At 73.6% G+C, this 15,652-nt stretch carries 19 protein-coding genes; 9 read left to right on the plus strand and 10 right to left on the minus strand.

What is annotated here, in order from left to right:
• Nucleotides 1-108: 108 nt before the first annotated feature.
• Nucleotides 109-681: a hypothetical protein gene (locus tag ACSMXR_RS23880; protein ID WP_473169871.1), complete on the plus strand. Its 573-nt coding sequence runs from the start codon at nt 109-111 to the stop codon at nt 679-681.
• A 20-nt stretch (nt 682-701) separates the two neighbouring features.
• Here the strand turns inward: ACSMXR_RS23880 and ACSMXR_RS23885 are convergent, their stop codons facing one another.
• Entirely contained in the window at nt 702-1,112 is a 411-nt protein-coding gene (locus ACSMXR_RS23885; protein ID WP_473169872.1) for a YrdB family protein, read from the minus strand.
• 177 nt (nt 1,113-1,289) lie between these two features.
• Here ACSMXR_RS23885 and ACSMXR_RS23890 point away from each other — a divergent pair, with 177 nt between their 5' ends.
• Nucleotides 1,290-1,775: a helix-turn-helix domain-containing protein gene (locus ACSMXR_RS23890; RefSeq protein WP_473169873.1), complete on the plus strand. Its 486-nt coding sequence runs from the start codon at nt 1,290-1,292 to the stop codon at nt 1,773-1,775.
• 89 nt (nt 1,776-1,864) lie between these two features.
• On the opposite strand, the gene ACSMXR_RS23895 is transcribed toward ACSMXR_RS23890, so the two are convergent.
• Nucleotides 1,865-2,785 carry an alpha/beta fold hydrolase gene (locus tag ACSMXR_RS23895; RefSeq protein WP_473169874.1) on the minus strand — a complete coding sequence of 307 codons (921 nt, stop codon included), beginning with the start codon at nt 2,783-2,785 and terminating at the stop codon, nt 1,865-1,867.
• 99 nt (nt 2,786-2,884) lie between these two features.
• Here ACSMXR_RS23895 and ACSMXR_RS23900 point away from each other — a divergent pair, with 99 nt between their 5' ends.
• A complete protein-coding gene (locus tag ACSMXR_RS23900; protein WP_473169875.1) occupies nt 2,885-3,589 on the plus strand; it encodes a TetR/AcrR family transcriptional regulator in 705 nt (234 codons plus the stop codon).
• Nucleotides 3,590-3,655: 66 nt separating this feature from the next.
• On the opposite strand, the gene msrA is transcribed toward ACSMXR_RS23900, so the two are convergent.
• Both msrA and ACSMXR_RS23910 read right to left on the minus strand, forming a co-directional pair.
• On the minus strand, nt 3,656-4,321 hold the full coding sequence (msrA, locus tag ACSMXR_RS23905; RefSeq protein WP_137232010.1) for a peptide-methionine (S)-S-oxide reductase MsrA: 666 nt from the start codon (nt 4,319-4,321) through the stop codon (nt 3,656-3,658).
• Between the two features lie 75 nt (nt 4,322-4,396).
• On the minus strand, nt 4,397-5,296 hold the full coding sequence (locus tag ACSMXR_RS23910) for a LysR family transcriptional regulator (RefSeq protein ID WP_137232009.1): 900 nt from the start codon (nt 5,294-5,296) through the stop codon (nt 4,397-4,399).
• Nucleotides 5,297-5,398: 102 nt separating this feature from the next.
• Here ACSMXR_RS23910 and ACSMXR_RS23915 point away from each other — a divergent pair, with 102 nt between their 5' ends.
• Nucleotides 5,399-6,610 carry an MFS transporter gene (locus tag ACSMXR_RS23915; protein WP_473169876.1) on the plus strand — a complete coding sequence of 404 codons (1,212 nt, stop codon included), beginning with the start codon at nt 5,399-5,401 and terminating at the stop codon, nt 6,608-6,610.
• A gap of 53 nt (nt 6,611-6,663) precedes the next feature.
• Here the strand turns inward: ACSMXR_RS23915 and ACSMXR_RS23920 are convergent, their stop codons facing one another.
• The gene (locus ACSMXR_RS23920; RefSeq protein WP_030086884.1) at nt 6,664-7,767 is read right to left on the minus strand and encodes a hypothetical protein; all 1,104 of its coding nucleotides are present in this window, start codon (nt 7,765-7,767) and stop codon (nt 6,664-6,666) included.
• A gap of 66 nt (nt 7,768-7,833) precedes the next feature.
• Between ACSMXR_RS23920 and ACSMXR_RS23925 the strand changes: the two genes are divergently transcribed.
• The gene (locus ACSMXR_RS23925; RefSeq protein WP_218524972.1) at nt 7,834-8,979 is read left to right on the plus strand and encodes a cystathionine gamma-synthase; all 1,146 of its coding nucleotides are present in this window, start codon (nt 7,834-7,836) and stop codon (nt 8,977-8,979) included.
• A 95-nt stretch (nt 8,980-9,074) separates the two neighbouring features.
• Here the strand turns inward: ACSMXR_RS23925 and ACSMXR_RS23930 are convergent, their stop codons facing one another.
• The 4 genes from ACSMXR_RS23930 to ACSMXR_RS23945 all read right to left on the minus strand — a co-directional run bounded on the left by ACSMXR_RS23930 (nt 9,075) and on the right by ACSMXR_RS23945 (nt 10,678).
• Nucleotides 9,075-9,272, minus strand: a complete 198-nt coding sequence (locus ACSMXR_RS23930; RefSeq protein WP_137232005.1) for a DUF1059 domain-containing protein — start codon at nt 9,270-9,272, stop codon at nt 9,075-9,077.
• 70 nt (nt 9,273-9,342) lie between these two features.
• A complete protein-coding gene (locus ACSMXR_RS23935; protein ID WP_242741373.1) occupies nt 9,343-9,600 on the minus strand; it encodes a hypothetical protein in 258 nt (85 codons plus the stop codon).
• The gene (locus ACSMXR_RS23940; protein ID WP_473169877.1) at nt 9,597-10,073 is read right to left on the minus strand and encodes a sigma factor-like helix-turn-helix DNA-binding protein; all 477 of its coding nucleotides are present in this window, start codon (nt 10,071-10,073) and stop codon (nt 9,597-9,599) included. The genes ACSMXR_RS23935 and ACSMXR_RS23940 overlap by 4 nt, the downstream gene beginning before the upstream one ends.
• Nucleotides 10,074-10,147: 74 nt before the next feature.
• Nucleotides 10,148-10,678, minus strand: coding sequence for a MarR family winged helix-turn-helix transcriptional regulator (locus tag ACSMXR_RS23945; protein ID WP_218524970.1), 531 nt, complete (start codon nt 10,676-10,678; stop codon nt 10,148-10,150).
• Between the two features lie 158 nt (nt 10,679-10,836).
• On the opposite strand from ACSMXR_RS23945, the gene ilvA reads away from it, so the two are divergent.
• The 4 genes from ilvA (at nt 10,837) to ACSMXR_RS23965 (ending at nt 14,882) form a co-directional block, all read left to right on the plus strand.
• Nucleotides 10,837-12,066, plus strand: a complete 1,230-nt coding sequence (gene ilvA, locus ACSMXR_RS23950) for a threonine ammonia-lyase (RefSeq protein ID WP_218524969.1) — start codon at nt 10,837-10,839, stop codon at nt 12,064-12,066.
• A 124-nt stretch (nt 12,067-12,190) separates the two neighbouring features.
• On the plus strand, nt 12,191-13,162 hold the full coding sequence (locus ACSMXR_RS23955; protein ID WP_218524968.1) for an ATP-binding cassette domain-containing protein: 972 nt from the start codon (nt 12,191-12,193) through the stop codon (nt 13,160-13,162).
• The gene (locus ACSMXR_RS23960; RefSeq protein WP_473169878.1) at nt 13,159-14,025 is read left to right on the plus strand and encodes an ABC transporter permease; all 867 of its coding nucleotides are present in this window, start codon (nt 13,159-13,161) and stop codon (nt 14,023-14,025) included. Before ACSMXR_RS23955 ends, ACSMXR_RS23960 begins: the two co-directional genes overlap by 4 nt.
• 29 nt (nt 14,026-14,054) lie before the next feature.
• Nucleotides 14,055-14,882: a DUF899 family protein gene (locus tag ACSMXR_RS23965; RefSeq protein ID WP_137232000.1), complete on the plus strand. Its 828-nt coding sequence runs from the start codon at nt 14,055-14,057 to the stop codon at nt 14,880-14,882.
• Between the two features lie 112 nt (nt 14,883-14,994).
• On the opposite strand, the gene greA is transcribed toward ACSMXR_RS23965, so the two are convergent.
• On the minus strand, nt 14,995-15,492 hold the full coding sequence (greA, locus tag ACSMXR_RS23970; RefSeq protein ID WP_030086899.1) for a transcription elongation factor GreA: 498 nt from the start codon (nt 15,490-15,492) through the stop codon (nt 14,995-14,997).
• Between the last annotated feature and the right edge of the window lie 160 nt (nt 15,493-15,652).

The following is a 15,652-nucleotide window of genomic DNA, read 5'->3' on the forward strand; positions in this document are numbered from 1 at the left end:
GCCACCCCGTGTGGGCGAGGCCGCCAGGGGGTGGTCTCCCCCGCGCGGGGGAGCGGGTTGGCTCGCGCGGGGGATTTCTCGGCGTGCCTGCTCCGCGAGGGTGGAGTCATGACGCCGAAGATCCTTCACCGCCCGCCGTCCGTCGATGACACCGAGCGGCCCGTTCCCCGCTGGGCGATGCGCCTGGCCTACGCGTTACCGCTGTTACTGCTGCCGGCGTGCCTGTGGCGGCTGCCCTTCGCCGTGCACTACACGATGGGGCAGGAGGCTCAGGACGGCAGCCTGCCGGCCTACTGGCTGAGCATCCCGTACGTGCTCGGGCTCAGCGTGCTGACGGAAGTGATCGCGATCCTGACCATCGGACTGGTCCGGGGCTGGGGAGAGGTGGCGCCCGCCTGGATACCGCTCATCGGCGGCAGACGCGTCCGGCCGATGGCGGCTGTCGTCCCCGCCGTGCTCGGCGGCCTGATCCTCACCTTCCTGTTCACAGCCGTCCCGCTGGGCGACAACCGCGACCTCACCCTGCACGGCGTCGTCGACTCCATCGGGTACACCAACGGCGCCTGGAACGCGCTGGCGACGGCTGTCGGTACCCCTCTCGCCGCTTGGGGACCCATCACCATCGCTCTCGCGATCGCCTACTACCGTCGCCGGCGGGCAGCCGCCGTCGCCGTCTCCTGATGAGCCCCGGAAGGAGTCGTTCACGCGGGCGGGCGCCGGCGGTAGTACTCCGCGCAGCCTGTGTTCAGGAACAGCACGACGGCGAACACCCCGGCCGCGACCGGGTGCCCCGTCCCGTACACCGCCGCCGTGCCACCGCCGAGGACCAGCGCCTTCACCGCCAGCACTCCCGCGAGCGGAGGCCCGAACCGGGCGCGGGGCGCGGCGAACAGCCCCCACAGGGTCACGGCCGCGGCGGGCACCCCGAGACCGAGCAGCACCGATACGAGGACTCCGTCCATGGCGGTGAAGCCCCACCAGGCGAGGCAGCCGATCGCCGCGAGCTCCAGCAGGAAGGCGAGGGCTTCGTTGGCGGCGAACCAGGGGCGCTGCCGGAGCGCGTGCGGATCGTGGTGCCCCGCAGGCCCTGCGGCCTGCCGTTCTCGCCTCATCCTGATCCCCTGAAGAGAACCCGCTGTCGGTCGGGACGATAGCCCGGGCGTGACCACGACGGCTGCCCTTGCCCTTCGGAACCGGCGGGCTGTCACGCGACTTCGCCGTCAGCAGATCCGCCCGGAGCGCAACGCCGGGGCCGTGTCGGGGCGGTGCCGCGCTCCTAGGCTGGGACGGTGAGCATCCGAGCGACGAACCAGGCCGACGTGATCCCTCTGCGCCCGCTCCCGACGGCGGCGTCTCCGGCGATCCCCGCGACACCGGAGCTGTCGGGCCTGCCCCGGGAACCGCTCTGGCGTGACCTCGTCGGAGAAGTGCTGCGCCGTGAACGGCGGGCGCAGGGGCGGACGTTGAAGGAGGTGTCCGAGGCGGCCCGGATCTCCATGGCGTACCTCTCCGAGGTGGAGCGCGGCCGCAAGGAGGCCTCCTCCGAGGTGCTGGCCGCCGCCGCCCAGGCGCTCGGCCTGAGCCTCGCGGACGTCCTGGCGCTGGCCGGGGAGCGGCTGGTCAGCCTCACGGCGGTGCGGTCCCGGTCCCGGTCCGGGGTCGGGTCGCTGGGGGCGGCGGGCGGTCACCGGTCGGTGCGGACGACAGGCCCGGCCCGTCCGACTCGTCCGGCCGGCCCGGCGGGCCCGATGGGCGGCGTGCTGCTGGCGGCCTGACCCGAGGGGGCGTGAGGGGGTGTTACGGGTGGGCCCGCCCGGCACCCGGGAGGGGTGTTACGTATGGTCGCCCGGCACTCGGGAGGGGCTTACGGGCGGTCGTGGTCACCCCGGGGTGTCTGGTCCGCGAGGGCTCGTAGCTCGGCGGCGACGGCGGCGTGCCGTTCGCGCGGGATGTCGTGGCCGACCCCCGGCTGGAGGACGAGGCGGGCGTCGCGGATCGCGGCGGCGGTGGCCCGGCCGGCCGAGGGCTTGAGCAGCGGGTCGTCCGTGCCGTGCAACACCAGGGCGGGGAGGCGCAGTTCGGACAGGGACGGGCCGTTCCAGGGGGCGCCGATCTGGCGGGACTGGGCGTCCGGGTCGGCGATGCCGGTGTCCACGTCGGCGGTGATCCGCGCCAGGGCCTCCGCCTCGTCGAACGGGTAGCCGGGCGAGGCGCAGAGCCGCGCCACCGCGAGCCCGGTCGCGATGCGCCCCGCCCGGTCCCGGGCGGGCTTGATGCGGGCGAACTTCGCGAGCGTGCCGAGCCGTAGATGGCGGAAGGCGCCCAGCCCGCCGACATCGCTGGGAAGCGCGGCGGACGAGGTGAGCGTGCGCACCCGGTCCGGGTGGCGCAGGGCCACGCGCTGGGCGACGACCCCGCCCAGCGAGTGCCCGAAGAGGTGCGCCGACTCCCAGCCGAGCGCGTCCAGGACGGCGACCGCGTCGTCGGCCATGTCCTCGGCGGTGTAGGCCGCGCCGCGACCGGCGGCCAGGGCGGCGAAGGGGTTGCCCCGGGAGGCGGGCTTCGGCAGCCGGGTGGACTCGCCCGCGTCCCGCTGGTCGTAGCGGGCGACGGCGAACCCGGCGTCGGCGAAGGCCGCGCACAGCTCCCCGGGCCACCAGTGCCGGGAGACCGCAAGCCCCATCACCAGGAGCAGCGGTTCACCGCCCGCGCCCTCCCGGAGCCGGTCGTGGGCGAGCTCGACCGCACCGTTGCGGGCGAAGCGGCGTTCGGTCCAGGTCGTCATGACGGGCTCCTTCGGCGCCGGGCGGCAAGATACTGCGAACGGTGTTCGCGGTATTAGACTACAGGCCGGTTCAGAACGACCGAGGGGAAGGTGCGGACCGTGGCCGACCGCGAGACCCGGCCGACGACCGTCTGGTCACGTCCCGTGCGGGGCGCGCGCGGACCCGCGCCCGAGCGGAGCCGTGCCGAGATCACGACGGCCGCCCTCGCCCTCGCCGACGCGGAGGGCCTGGCGGCCGTGTCGATGCGCGCGCTCGCGCAGCGGCTGGGCACGGGGCCCGCCTCGCTCTACCGCTACGTGGGGAGCCGGGACGAGCTGCTGGACCTCATCGCGGACGCGGTCGCGGCCGAGCTGGACCTCTCCGCGGCACCCACCGGCGACTGGCTGGACGATCTCGTCGGCCTGGCCCGCCAGTCCAAGGCCGCGCACGTCCGGCACCCGTGGCTGGCCGATCTGAACGACCGGCGCGGCGAGGTGCTGGGCCCGCACGCGATCGACTACCTCGACCACGCGCTCCGGATCCTGGCCCCCGCACCCGGCACCGCAGGCCAGAAGCTGGAGGCCATCGGCCTGCTCGGCGGCCTGGCCACGCTCTTCGCCCGCCGGGAGGCCCTCGCGGCGGACACCGAGGCCCCGCCCGCCCGGGCGGCCCACCTGGCCGCGATCGCCGCCGAGGGACACCACCCGCACCTGCTCGCCGCCCTCACCGCGGCGGGCGCCCCGCCCACGGCCGGGGCCGACGACCGGGACGCCCTCTTCGTACGGCTGCTGCGGCGGGTGCTTCCGGCGATGCTGACCGGCTGACGCAGGACGCAGGGCCCCGGGCAGGCGGCCCGGAGACTCCTGCGGCCGGGCGGCCGGGCGGCGGGCTCAGCCCTCGGCCGGGGCCACGCCGATCGGGCAGGAGACGCCCGTACCGCCGATGCCGCAGTAGCCGCCCGGGTTCTTGTCCAGGTACTGCTGGTGGTACGCCTCCGCCGGCCAGAACGGGCGGCCCTCGGCCGGGAGGATCTCCGTGGTGATCTCCTTGTGGCCCGAGGCCGTCAGGACCTTCTGGTACGCCTCACGGGACGCGTCGGCGGCCGCTGCCTGGGCGGGGGAGTGGGTGTAGATCGCGGAGCGGTACTGGGTGCCCACGTCGTTGCCCTGGCGGAAGCCCTGGGTCGGGTTGTGCGACTCCCAGAACAGCTTCAGCAGCTCCTCGTACGAGACGACGGCCGGGTCGAAGACGACGCGCACCGCCTCCGTGTGGCCGGTCAGGCCCGAGCAGGCCTCTTCGTACGTCGGGTTCTCCGTGTAGCCGCCCTGGTAGCCGACGAGCGTCGTCCAGACGCCCTCGGTCTGCCAGAACTTCCGCTCCGCGCCCCAGAAACAGCCCAGAGCGAAGTCCGCCACCTCCAGGCCCTCGGGGTACGGGCCCACCAGCGGGTTGCCGAGGACCGTGTGGCGGGAGGGGACGGTGAACTCGGGGACGGGGCGGCCGCGCAGGGCCTGCTCCGGGGTGGGGAGCTCGGGGGTGCGGCGGTTCAGGAACATGCGGGGGCTCCTCCGGGGGTCGGTTTTCGGTACGTACAACAAGGGAGCGGCCGCCGGGATTCCGGGCCCCGACGCTCACCCCGTGGCCCCGGCGACGTCCGCCAGGGCCCGGGCGAAGCCCCGTGTGCGGGCCGTCTCGTGGTTCCGGTGCCAGACCAGCGCCAGGGCGGAATCCGGCAGGCCGGTCACCGGGACGAAGGTCACCGCGTGGCTGCCGTAGTAGTCGGCCGTCGGGTCGCACAGCAGCATCGCGCCCCGGTCCGCCCGCACCAGGGCCAGGCCCTCCTGGAGGCTGCTCACCGCGGGACCGGCCGGAATCGCGCGGCCACCGGGCGTGACGGCCGGGGCCTGGGCCAGCCGCCAGTACTCCGGGGCCGCCCCGTGGACGCCGATGAGCGGGCTGCCCGCCAGGTCCTCGGCGTCGATGCGGGGGCGGCGCGCGTACGGGTGCCGGTCGGAGACGGCGAGGGTCAGCGGGCGGGCGGAGAAGACCGGGCCGAGCACCAGCTCCTCGTCCCGGACCGGCATCAGCACCACCGCCGCGTCCACCTCACCGCGGCGCACCGCGCCGAACGGGTCGGAGAGCGGGATCTCCACGATCTCGGCGGCACAGTCCGGATGACCGTCCCGGAAGGCCACGACCGCCCGCATGAACGGGTCGTTCGCCGTCCCCTGGAAGCCGACACGGAACAGCCCGCCCACGCCGCGTGCCACGTCACGGACCTCGTCGAGCGTCCGCACGATCGTGTCGAAGGCGGGCCGCAGCCCCGCGTGGAGCCGCTCGCCGAGCGGGGTGAGCCGGACCCGGCGGCTCGTGCGGTCGACCAGCCGTCCGCCGATCCTGCTCTCCAGCGCCCGCAGCAGTTGGCTGATCCGGCTCTGCGAGAGATACAGACGCTCCCCGGCCCGGCCGAAGTGGAGCTCCTCGGCCAGCGCGAGGAAGGCCTCCAGCTCCCGGATCTCCGGATTGCTCATGGGCTTCCCCGCCTTTCCCCGGTCCGGATCCATGAGTTCAGCTCATAGAAGGATGAGAGATCAGCCGTTGTTCCCGGCCTCCGGCCCCCGTTGGCTGAGGACATGACGCAGGTTCAGGAATCCTCAGGCGCCCCGGCCGCCCGCCCGGCCCCCGTGCGCGACGGATGGTGGGGCGTGGCGGTCCTCGCGCTCGGCACGTTCACCGTGGTCACCTCCGAGATGCTGCCCGTCGGGCTGCTCACACCGATGGGCCGCTCGCTCGGCGTCCCGGAAGGCGTGGCCGGTCTGACACTGACCATCACCGGTCTCGTCGCGGCGCTCTCGGCCCCGGCCCTCGTCCCGCTGCTCGGCCGCGCGGACCGGCGTACGGCCCTGTGCGCGCTGGTCGCCGTGCTGGTCGTCGGCAATCTCGGTGCGGCGTGGGCGCCGGGCTTCGGGACCATGGTCGTCGCCCGTGTCCTGGTCGGCATCGGCATGGGCGGCGTCTGGGCCGTCGCCGCCGGGCTCGCGGTGCGCCTGGTCCCGGCGCGGTCCGCCGGGGCCGCCACCTCCCTGGTCTTCAGCGGCATCGCCGTGGCGTCCGTGCTCGGCGTCCCGGCCGGAACGTACCTCGGGGACCTCGCCGGCTGGCGCGCCGCGTTCCTGGCGGCCGCGGGGCTCGGTCTGGCGGTGCTGCTCGCGGCCGCGCTCGTGCTGCCCCGGCTGCCCGCGGAGCGCACGGTTCCGCTCGGCGGGGTCCTGCGGCTGACCCGCGACCCCCGGCTGCGTACCGGGCTCCTCGTCGTCGGCTTCCTGGTCACCGGGCACTTCGCCGCGTACACGTACATCAGGCCGGTCCTGGAGGACGTCTCCGGCGTCGGCGCGGGCACGATCGGCGTCCTGCTCCTGGTGTACGGGACCGCCGGCGTGGCCGGGAACTTCCTCGCCGGGGCCGGAGCGGCCCGCTCGCCGCGCAGGACGCTGCTGGTGATCGGCGCGGTCCTGGCCCCCACCGTGGCGGCGCTGCCCTGGCTGGGCGGTTCCCCCGCCCTCGCGGCCGTACTGATGGCCGTCTGGGGCCTCGGCTACGGCGGTGTCTCGGTGTCCACGCAGACCTGGGTGCTGCTCGCCGCCCCCGACGCCCGCGAGGCCGCCTCATCGCTGTTCGTCGCGGTGTTCAACGGGGCCATCGCGCTCGGGGCGCTGGCCGGCGGGCTGGTGGCGGACGGCATCGGGATCACGGCCGTCACGGCGACCGGCGCGGCGCTCGTGGCGGCCGCGCTGACGACCGCCGCGGTGGGCCGGGCCCCCGCACCCGCCCGCGCCGAGCCATGAAGCCGTACGGAGAGCCGTGAAGCTGTACGCGGATCGGTGAAGCCGTACGGGAATCAGTGCGGCAGCGTCGCCGGGCTGCCGCCGTTCGCCTCGTACCCCGCGACCGCCAGCGCCCGGTAGACCGTGTACTGCGCGGCCGGGTCCGGGCCCGCCGTCCACGGCAGCGCGCCCACGTGCCCGTCGATCCGGACCAGCTGGTGCATCGCCTCCGACCAGCGCTCCATGTGCACCAGGAACAGCACCAGGAGATGGCGTACGTGGGCCAGCATCGGGTCGTCCGGACGCGCCGCGTGCACCGCGAACATCGCGCCCTCGACCGCCTTGGTCACCACCTGGCCCCGGTAGAAGCTCTGCACCAGATTGACCTCCGGCAGATGCTCGTACACCGCGAACAGCGGCAGCGCCGCCAGCAGCGAACCCTGCGGGGCGCGGGCGGCGGCGGCCGTGGCGAACGCGTCGGCGTCCTTGCGCGAGCCGTGCCACTTCTCGCAGTGGAAGTGCAGCGCCGCGATGTGCGCGCCCATGTGCGCCGGAGCCCGGTCGATGATCTTCGCCCAGAGCTGGTCGAACTGCTCGGGGGTGTAGTTCAGGCCCCGGGCCACCGCCAGCTCCACGATGTACGGAACGGGGTCGCCCGGCGCGAGGAGGGCCGCCTCGCCGCAGACCGTACGGGCCTCCTCCAGGATGATCCGGAAGTCGTCGCTGCCCGCGGCCGAGGACCGCCAGGCCTGCTGCACCAGGAACTCCGCGTGCACCGCCGCACCGCCCGCGTCCTTCGGGGACTCCGCGCGCCAGGTCCGCAGCCAGGCGCCGCCCACCCCGGGCCGCTGCGCCAGCTCCAGCGAGGCCGCGCCCGCGAAGGCCTGGATCCGCTGCCAGCGCACCTCGCCCTCCTTCGGCGTCCCGGCCAGCAGCTGGGAGGCCGCGCGCCAGTCCTGGGTGCCCTGGACGACGTCGAGCACGTCCAGGAGATCCTGGTCGGGGCCCGGCATCCGGACGTCCAGCTCCTCCTGGCGGGCGAAGCCGTACGTGTCCGGGTCGGCGGCGTCCGGCGCACCGGGTTCGACCTGGCGGATACCGCCCCGGCGACGCATGACCCAGGGGCCGACGATCGCCGCGAGCATGCACATCGCGAGCAGGAACAACAGAATCTCCATGGCCCCATTGTCCCCGGAGCGGCGAGTGGCCGGTAAGGGCCCTCTTCACGAACTACGCTCGGCCCCATGAGCGACCAGCACAGCTTCGAAACCCTCGCCATCCACGCGGGGAACACCGCCGACCCCCTCACCGGCGCGGTGGTACCGCCGATCTACCAGGTGTCCACGTACAAGCAGGACGGCGTGGGCGGACTGCGCGGCGGATACGAGTACAGCCGCAGCGCCAACCCGACCCGCACCGCCCTGGAGGAGAACCTCGCGGCCCTCGAAGGCGGCCGCCGCGGTCTCGCCTTCGCCTCCGGCCTCGCCGCCGAGGACTGCCTCCTGCGTACGCTGCTGACCCCCGGCGACCACGTGGTCATCCCGAACGACGCCTACGGCGGCACGTTCCGGCTGTTCGCGAAGGTCGCCGCGCGGTGGGGCGTGGAGTTCTCCGTGGCCGACACCTCGGACGTGGCGTCCGTACGGGCCGCGATCACCCCGCGCACCAAGGCGATCTGGGTGGAGACCCCGTCCAACCCGCTGCTCGGCATCACCGACATCGCCGCCGTGGCCCAGGTCGCCCGGCAGGCCGGGGCCCGCCTCGTCGTCGACAACACCTTCGCCTCGCCCTACCTCCAGCAGCCCCTCGCGCTCGGCGCGGACGTCGTCGTGCACTCCACCACCAAGTACATGGGCGGCCACTCCGACGTCGTCGGCGGCGCGCTCGTCGTCAGCGACCCGGAGCTCGCCGACGAGCTGGCGTTCCACCAGAACGCCATGGGCGCGGTCGCCGGACCCTTCGACGCCTGGCTCGTGCTGCGCGGCATCAAGACGCTGGCCGTCCGCATGGACCGGCACACCGAGAACGCCACCAAGGTCGCCGACCTGCTGACCCGGCACCCCAAGGTCTCCCAGGTCCTCTACCCGGGCCTGCCCGAGCACCCCGGCCACGAGGTCGCCGCCAAGCAGATGAAGGCCTTCGGCGGCATGGTGTCCTTCCGCGTCGCGGCCGGCGAGGAGGCGGCGGTCGAGGTCTGCAACCGGGCGAAGCTCTTCACGCTCGGCGAGTCCCTCGGCGGCGTGGAGTCGCTGATCGAGCACCCGGGCCGGATGACGCACGCCTCCGTCGCGGGCTCCCTGCTGGAGGTCCCGGCCGACCTGGTCCGGATCTCCGTCGGCATCGAGAACGGCGACGACCTGCTCGCCGACCTCACGCAGGCGCTGGGCTGATCCGGCAGCAGCGACACAGCAGTGACACGAGGGCGCCCGCCGGTGACGGCGGGCGCCCCTCGCATTCAGACGTTCGCATGCAGGCGCTCAGGCGCTCAGGCGCCCACCTTCTCGTCCGCGTCCTCCAGCATGCCCCTGATCTGCTCGCGCAGTTCGGGACCGTTCTCGTGTCCGTGGACCGACGCGGCGTGCTCGCTCGCGGCCCGGACGACCTCGTCCTCCTCACCGACGATGGTGAGGGTGCAGTTCATCTCGCTCGGATACTTGCGGCAGTCCGCCGTCTTCCTGGTCATCACGGCCTCCTCGGCTCGTCCGACGACCGACCCCTCCAGCGTAGGCCTCCCACGCCGGGGGCCCAACGGCTCACCAGCCCTCCAACGGTGGTGTGACCTGGGCGGGCTCGGTCGCCCACGGCTGCTCGACGCCGACCCAGACGAGGAACGCGGCGAGCGCCAGGCCCAGCAGCCAGGCCGCCGTCCGGACCGCCGCCCGGCGCAGCCGCAGCCGCCGCCCGCCGTGCCGGACCGCCCGCGCGGCCAGGTCCGGCGGCAGGACCGGGTGCGGGCCGTCCAGCATCCGGCGGACCTGCTCCTCGCGCGGATCGCGGCGCCCCGCGCTCACGGCGTCACCCCGGCCGCCCCGCGCCGGGGCCCGCCCGATCGCAGCGACGCCACCGCGCGGGCGCACACCGCGCGGACCCGGTCGGCCGGCAGCCCGAGCAGCGCCGCCGTCTGGTCCTCGCCGACCTCCTCGTACATCCGCAGCACCAGCACCAGCCGCTCGATCGGGGTCAACCGGTCCAGCAGACCGCCGCGCGGCCGCTGGTGGCGCCGGGCCTCCCGGGCGAACCGGAGGGCCAGCTCCCGGCGGGCCAGGTCGTAGGGGTCGCCGCCGTGCAGCCGGTCCCAGCCGGCGTAGGTACGGGCCAGCGCCGCGCGCAGCAGCCGCTCGGCCCGTACGTACGCGCCCGGCGGCTCGGCCGGTTCACCGGTGAGCAGCGTCGCCGTGTGCAGCAGGCGTCCGCCCGCGCCCGCCACGAAGGCCTCGAACTCCAGGGCGCGGAGCCGGTCCCGGTGGGTCGCCCGCTCTGCCATGGACCACATACGAGCCCCGGTGCACCGCCCCGGTCAAGAGCCCGGACGCGGCCGGTGCGCGCGGGCCGGGGCCGTCAGTCGGACTGCGGCGGCTGGTGCGCGGCCTGCCGGGCGGCCAGCGAGCCGTTGAACCGCGTGAGCAGGGTGCAGAAGATGTCCCGCTCCTCCTCCGTCCAGCCGTCCGTCACCTGGGACATCAGCTCGCGCCGCGAGGCGCGGACCTCGTTCAGCCGGGCCTGACCGCGCGGCGACAGCTGGAGCACCACGGCCCGGCCGTCCTCCGGGTGCGAGGTGCGCTTGACCAGCCCGGTGTCGACGAGCGGCGCGACCTGCCGCGTCACCGTCGAGGAGTCGATACCCATCCCGGCCGCCAGCGCTTTCACGCCCATCGGACCTTCCCGGTCAAGACGGTTCAGCAGCAGGTACGCCGCCCGGTCCATCGAGTTGCGGACCTGGCCGACACCGCCGAGGCGGGTCTGCTCGGCACGGCGGGCGAAGACCGCCACCTGGTGCTGGAGCGAGTCCAGCAGGCGGTCGGGGCCCGGGTTTTCGGGGGCGGCGCCCCCGGAAGGAGACGCAGCAGTCGTCATGTCCTGAGGGGGCATGGCCGGGGGCTCTCTTCAGTGCGGTGTCGGATGGGTGGGGGACAGAGTACGCGGCCCCGGGGCAACGCGTACCAGTGCCGCACAAACCTGCGGACACCACCGCAGGCCGCCATGAGACAAGTCTGCCGCGTGCTCTTCGAGCTGCAAGACTTGCGGACATGAGCTTCCGCGCGACCGCCCCCCACCCGGCCCTGATCCTCGACGACGTCCGGGGCGCGCAGAAAATGCTGTCCGGGGTGGCCCGGGTGACCGCCCTGGAGGGCAGCCGGCATCTGACCGAGCTGGTCGGCGCCCCGGTCCACCTCAAGTGCGAGAACCTCCAGCGCACCGGCTCCTTCAAACTGCGCGGCGCCTACGTCCGGATCTCCGGCCTCACCCCGGTGGAGCGGGCGGCCGGGGTCGTCGCCGCCAGCGCCGGGAACCACGCCCAGGGCGTCGCGCTCGCCTCGTCGCTCCTCGGCGTACGCTCCACGGTCTTCATGCCCGTCGGGGCGCCGCTGCCCAAGGTCGCCGCGACCCGGGAGTACGGGGCCGAGGTGCGGCTGCACGGCCAGGTCGTCGACGAGACCCTCGCCGCCGCCGAGCGGTACGCGGAGGAGACCGGCGCGGTCTTCATCCACCCCTTCGACCACCCGGACATCATCGCGGGCCAGGGCACCGTCGGCCTGGAGATCCTGGAGCAGTGCCCGGAGGTCCGCACGATCGTCCTCGGCATCGGCGGCGGCGGGTTCGCCGCGGGCGTCGCCGTCGCGGTGAAGGCTCTGCGCCCCGACGTCCGGATCGTCGGCGTCCAGGCCGAGGGCGCCGCCTGCTACCCGCCCTCCCTGGCCGTCGGGCACCCCGTCTCGCTGGACTCCCCGGCCACGATGGCCGACGGCATCAAGGTGGGCCGGCCCGGCGACGTACCGTACCGGCTGGTCGAGGAGCTGGTCGACGAGGTCCGCACGGTCACCGAGGACGAACTGTCCAGCGCGCTGCTGCTCTGCCTGGAGCGGGCCAAGCTGGTCGTCGAACCGGCCGGGGCCAGCCCGGTGGCCGCGTTGCTCAGCGACCCGAAGGCGTTCCGGGGGCCGGTGGTGGCGGTGCTGTCCGGCGGCAACGTCGACCCGCTGCTGATGCAGCGGATCCTGCGGCACGGGATGTCCGCGGCGGGCCGCTATCTGAGCCTGCGGCTGCGGCTCACCGACCGCCCGGGGGCGCTGGCCGCCCTGCTGGCCGCGCTGACCGTGGCCGACGCCAACGTCCTCGACATCAGCCATGTGCGCACCGACCCGCGCCTGGGGCTGACCGAGGCGGAGGTCGACCTGCATCTGGAGACGAAGGGCCCGCAGCACTGCGCCGAGGTCGAGGCGGCGCTGCGCGCGGCGGGCTACCGCGTGATGAGCTGACCGTCCGCTTCGCGCCGATTGGCCGGATCTCGGTATTCGCCGCGCGGTGGAGCCCGGCGAATCCTAGGATCGCGAAGAGGCCACGTACGGGTGCGGTCAGCCGCGATGACGGGGGAGTTCCGCTATGCCAGGTGCGATCCACGCCGAAGGTCTGGTGAAGACCTTCGGTGACGTACGAGCCCTCGACGGCGTCGATCTCGACGTCCCCGAAGGCACCGTCCTCGGACTGCTCGGGCCCAACGGCGCGGGCAAGACCACCGCCGTACGGGTGCTGACCACGCTGCTGCGCCCGGACAGCGGCACGGCCGTCGTGGCCGGGATCGACGTCCTGAAGAAGCCCAACGAGGTACGCCGCTCGATCGGGCTCTCCGGGCAGTTCGCCGCGGTCGACGAGTATCTGACCGGCCGCGAGAACCTCCAGATGGTCGGGCAGCTCTACCAGCTGAGCGCCCGGGACGCGAAGGCCCGCGCGGCCGTCCTGCTGGACCGGTTCAACCTCTCCGACGCCGCCGACCGCACCGCCAAGACGTACTCCGGCGGTATGCGCCGGCGGCTCGACCTCGCGGCGGCGCTCGTCGTCTCGCCGCCCGTGATGTTCATGGACGAGCCGACGACCGGCCTCGACCCGCGCAACCGGCAGCAGCTCTGGGACGTGATCGAGGACCTGGTGGCGGGCGGTACGACCCTGCTGCTGACCACGCAGTATCTGGAGGAGGCCGACCGCCTCGCGAACGACATCTGCGTCATCGACCACGGCAAGGTCATCGCCCGCGGCACCTCCGACGAGCTGAAGGCCCGCACCGGCGGCGAGCGCGTCGAAGTCGTCGTGCACCGCCCCGACGAGATCGAGCCCGCCCGGACCGTGCTGACCGCCCTCGGCAAGGGCGAGGTCACCGTCGTCCGGCTCTCCCGGAAGCTGACCGTCCCGGTGAGCGGCGGGGCCAAGCTGCTCGCCGAGATCATCCGCGACCTGGACGCCCGGGGCGTGGAGATCGACGACATCGCCCTGCGCAGGCCCACCCTGGACGACGTCTTCCTCTCCCTCACGGGCCACGCGGCCGAGGTTTCCGAGCCGAGCAAGGAGGACGCCCAGTGAGCGCGATCGCCAAGGACGAGGCCCCGGCGCTGCTTCCCCGCCCCTCCGGGGGCGTCACCCAGTCCGTGAAGGACTCCCTCGTCGTCGCCAAGCGGAACCTGATCCGGATGACCAGGATCCCCGAGATGGTGATCTTCGGACTGATCCAGCCGATCATGTTCGTGGTGCTGTTCACCTACGTCTTCGGCGGCTCGATCAGCATCGGCGGCTCCACCGATCCGCAGCTGTACAAGGAGTTCCTGATGGCGGGCATCTTCGCCCAGACCGTCACCTTCGCCACCGCGGGCGCTGGCGCGGGCATCGCCGACGACATGCACAAGGGGCTCATCGACCGCTTCCGGTCGCTGCCGATGGCCCGGGGCGCGGTCCTCACCGGACGGACGCTCGCCGACCTCGTACAGACCACCCTCACCCTCGTCGTGCTCGCGGGGGTCGCGCTGATCGTCGGCTGGCGCACCCACGAGAACATCGGCAAGGTGCTCTGCGGCTTCCTGCTGCTGCTCCTGCTCGGCTACGCGTTCTCCTGGATCGGGGCGCTGATCGGCCTGTCCGTGCGCACCCCGGAGGCGGCGACCTCCGGCGGGCTGATCTGGCTGTTCCCGCTGACGTTCATCTCGAACGCCTTCGTGCCGGTCACCGGCATGCCGACGTTCCTCCAGCACGTCGCCGAATGGAACCCCTTCAGCGCCACGGTGGCGGGGGCCCGTGAGCTCTTCGGCAACACCATGCCGAACATGCCGAAGTCGGTCACCGGGGCCTGGCCGATGGAGCACCCGATCCTCGCCTCGGTCATCTGGTCGATGCTGATCATCGTGGTCTTCCGGACCCTCGCGGTCCGCAAGTACCGCTCGGCGGCCGTCTGACGGCCGCCGCCCACACCACGGAGGACACCATGACCGCCACCGCTCCCGACGACCACGACCACGACCCGGCCCCCGAGCGGCCCGGCCGCGCGCCCGTCGTCGACCGGGCCACCTGGCAGGCGGCCCGGGACGAGTTGCTGGTCCGCGAGAAGGCCCACACCCGCGAGGGCGACGCGATCGCCGCGGCCCGCCGACGGCTGCCGATGGTGGAGACCGACGGGACCGTCGAGGTCGTCGGACCCGAGGGCCCGGTTCCGTTCCTGGACCTCTTCCAGGGCCGTGACGAGCTCGTCGTCTACCAGCACATGTGGTACGACGGCGCACCGCACCAGGGCCAGTGCGAGGGCTGCACCGACGCGGTCTGGCACATGAGGGACGCCGTCTACCTCAACGCCCGGGGCGTCTCGTTCGCCGTTCTGACCTCGGGGGCCTGGGAGGAGGTGGCCGCCTTCACCGCGTTCATGGGCTACACCCAGCCCTGGTACTCGGTGCGGGGCCTGGACGCGCCGATCGGCGGCGAGATGGGGCACCTCGCCTGCTTCCTGCGCGAGGGCGACCGCGTGTTCCTCACCTACTCCACGACGGGCCGCGGAATCGAGCCGGCCAACGGCTCCTTCGGGCTGCTCGACATGACGCCCTACGGCCGCGGCGAGGCGTGGGAGGACAACCCCGAGGGCCGGCCGGTGCTCGGCCGGGCCCGCGAGGGGTATCCGGGGGAGGGCGGGCCCTGCTGGTACTGGCGCACGGACGCGGACGGCACCGCCAGCTGGGGTCCGGCCAGCCGCCCCACCCCGCAGTGGACCCGCCCCGGCGCGACCCCGGAGAAGACCCTCGGCCGCACCGGCGACCACTCCTGACCTGCCGGGACGCCCGCCCGCCCGCCTGGCCGAGCCGCGGCGCGACGACGCACGGGAGCCCCGGCCTCCCTGAGGCCGGGGCTCCCGTGTCGTTCGGTCGTGGTCGGCCGGGTCAGCCGGAGTAGGGCTTCGCCGCCAGGATCTTCACCGTGGCGGTCTTGCCGTTCGGCAGCTCGTAGTCCGCGTCGTCACCGGTCCGCTTGCCGTTCACACCGAGGCCGAGCGGGGACTGCGGGGAGTACGTCTCGATCTCCGTGCTGGCGTATTCACGGGAGGCGAGCAGGAAGGTCAGCGTGTCGTCCTCGTCGCCGTCGAAGGCGATGGTGACGACCATGCCGGGCTCGACCACGCCGTCGTCGGCCGGCGCCTCGCCGACCTTCGCGTGCTCCAGGAGCTGGGTCAGCTGGCGCACCCGCAGCTCCATCTTGCCCTGCTCCTCCTTGGCCGCGTGGTACCCGCCGTTCTCCCGGAGGTCACCCTCCTCACGGGCCGCCGCGATCTTGACGGCGATCTCCGTGCGCGCGGGACCAGACAGGTACTCCAGCTCGGCCTTGAGCTGGTTGTACGCCTCCTGCGTGAGCCAGGTGACGTTTTCGCTGGTCTGGGTCACAGGTGCTCCTCGTCGGTACTGGGAAGTGCTGGGAAATACAAAGCATCGCCCTACCCAGAAGCATGTGCCTCTGCGGGTGGGCGAAACCACGAGCCTAACAATTCCCCAGGAAAAGGGGGAGAAGGTAAACCGTCACACGCCAGGACCGGCCGCTGCGACC

This window comes from Streptomyces sp. DSM 106670 (assembly GCF_055792845.1).